This window comes from Streptomyces sp. Ncost-T10-10d (assembly GCF_900091955.1).
GTDB lineage: Bacteria > Actinomycetota > Actinomycetes > Streptomycetales > Streptomycetaceae > Streptomyces.
Genome location: NZ_FMDF01000187.1, coordinates 1 through 2,525, shown reverse-complemented (window position 1 = coordinate 2,525; position 2,525 = coordinate 1). Strand labels below are relative to the sequence as shown.

Here is a 2,525-nt window from a genome sequence, read left to right as displayed (position 1 = left end):
CGTTGGCTCGATCAGGGCCCATCGGGCGTCGGACAGGTCGCTGGGGTACGGCTTCCGCTGACTCACGCCGTAGCGTGATCATGCCTGCTGCGGACGGTGCCGTTCCGCTGCTACTGGGCGTTTCTGCCACATCCTCAAATCAGACGGACTTCGTGTATGAGGAGCGGAGCAAACGGGCGGCCATGGCGGCAGTTCGACAGATGCGAGGGAGTACGTTCGATGCAAATGCCGCAATCCTGACAGCCGTAAAACTCGCATACGAGCACGGAACATCTCTGAACGCCCACTGAGCGGGCGTTTCGTCGTCTGTGCGATCGATCTCCGGGTTGTGCAGGTGATGTTCGGCCGCGTCCTGACTCACCCGGAGCCGTTCCCGACCGGACGGCCGCCGTGCAGCTCCAGCCGGTCGCCGGTGAAGCGGCTGCGGAAGCTGCGGTCGTGCGAGACGACGACGACGGCTCCCCGGTACTCCGCGAGCGCTGCCTCCACGTCCTCGACCAGGCTGAGCGCGATGTGGTTCGTCGGCTCGTCCAGCACCAGCAGATCGGCCGGTCGGGTGACCAGGCGGGCCAGTGCGAGCCGTCGCTGCTGGCCGGCGGAGAGGGCGGCGACCGGCACCGTCAGGTCCTCGGGACGGAACAGGCCCAGGGCGAGGAGGCTCTCGGCGTAGTCGTCGGGGTGACCGGACCGCCCCGCGGCGAAGGTCGCCAGCAGTGTGCGGCGCGTCGGCCGGGCGGGAAGTTCCTGCGCAAGGTAGCCGATCCTGGCCCGGCGGCGCACCGTGCCCTCGTCGGGGGTGAGGTCCCCGGCCAGGACCCGTAACAGGGTGGACTTCCCGGCGCCGTTGGGGCCGGTGACCAGAAGACGCTGCCCCGGGTCCACGCGCAGTGCGGGCAGGCGGAGACGGTCGCCGACGACGACGGAGTCGAGTGCGGCGAGGAATCCGGGTTCCGCGTCGCCGCCGGCTGCGACGGCAATGTCGGCGCAGAATCGCAGGGGCCGGGGCGGGGCGGGTACGGGTGCCCTGCGCAGCCCGTCCAGCCGGCTTCTGGCGGCCCTGACCTGACCGGACAACTTGGCCTCGTGCGAACGGCGGTGTTTGCCCCAGCCCTCGCCCGGGTCCTTTCCCGTCCCGGCGAGGCGCTGTCCGGCGGCGCTCACGAGCTCTTCGGTACGGGCCACCTCGTCCAGCCATTCCTGGTGGTCCTGTGCCCAGCGGCGGCGGGCGGCCGCCTTCGCGGTGCGGTAGTTGTCCCAGCCGTCCCCGTACCGGACGACACTGCGCAGGTCACGGTCGACCTCCAGGATGACGGTGGTGGTCCGCTCCAGGAAGGTCCGGTCGTGGGTGATGACGACGACGGTGCCGCGGTGGGCACGCAGGTGCTCCTCCAGCCAGGTGGTGGCGCGGAGGTCGAGGTGGTTGGTCGGCTCGTCGAGCAGCAGAAGTTCGGGGGCGGATGCCAGTACGCAGGCGAGCGCGAGCCTGGACTGTTCGCCTCCGGACAGCGTGCCGAGGGGGCGTTCGCGCGTGAGGTGGGCGAGTCCCAGGCCGTGCAGGGCCGCTTCGACCCGGGTGTCGGCCTGGTATCCGCCGCGTTCCTCGTACGCCGTCAGCAGATCGCCGTACGCGGCGAGCCGGGATTCATCCGGAGTCCCGGCGGCGAGCCCCTCTTCGGCGGTACGGATCTCCCGCTCCAGCTCGCGCAGTTCGGCCAGGGCCGTGTCGACGGCGTCCTGGACGGTGCGGCCGGGGGTGAGATCGAGCGTCTGGGAGAGATGGCCGGTGCCGCCGGGGAAGCGGACGGTGATCTCGCCGCTGTCCGGTGCCTCTCCTTCGGCCAACAGCCGGAGAAGAGTGGACTTCCCGGAGCCGTTCTCGCCGATCACTCCGACTCTGTCGCCGGGACGGACGGTGAACGACACCTGATCGAGGACGGTTCGGTCCCCGTAACTCTTGGAGACGTCCTTCATGGTCAGCTGGGCGCGGGCGTGCTTGGGCGTCATGGGTGCTTTCCCTGAGGTGACATGCCTCGGCAGCGCATGAAGGTGCGCTGCGGGGCGGGGCTGCCGGGCGGGCGAAAGGGACTGCGGCACGCGGGGGTGGCCCCTGGGGTCACCCGGCGACGCTCAGCGTCGCGCGGCGGCGTCCGTGCCCGGAATCAGCGAAAGAAGTAGTACGAACCCATGGCGTTCAGTGTAGCCAGGGCCATTGAAGCCGCCCACGGGTTTTTCGGGCAGCTCCGGCCGGGGCCCGGCTCAGGAGAAACGGCGGCCTGTGGTGGCAGCCCGCCGGGCCAGGTCAGTGCTGCGGGTTCTCGCCCTGGGCCGCTTCGATGCTGCTGTGCAGATCGCTCGTCGCGTCGAGCGCGGCGGCGCCGGAGACGACCAGGCAGGCCAGCAGCGCCGCGGCGGCCACCCGGCCGACACGGGGTCGCGGGGCGCTCCGGCCGAGGAGTGCGGCGACGCGGCGCGGTACGGGCCCGGCCGCTACGGCGAGCGCCACTCGTGGGCGAAGCTGCGCGGCG

General features: G+C 71.1%; 1 protein-coding gene and 1 pseudogene. Both read right to left on the bottom strand.

What is annotated here, in order from left to right; genetic code table 11:
• Nucleotides 1–357: 357 nt before the first annotated feature.
• A complete protein-coding gene (abc-f, locus tag GA0115254_RS34170) occupies nt 358–2,004 on the bottom strand; it encodes a ribosomal protection-like ABC-F family protein (protein ID WP_093899151.1) in 1,647 nt (548 codons plus the stop codon).
• Between the two features lie 295 nt (nt 2,005–2,299).
• Nucleotides 2,300–2,525: pseudogene (locus GA0115254_RS44880) on the bottom strand (M56 family peptidase); the annotation flags it as partial.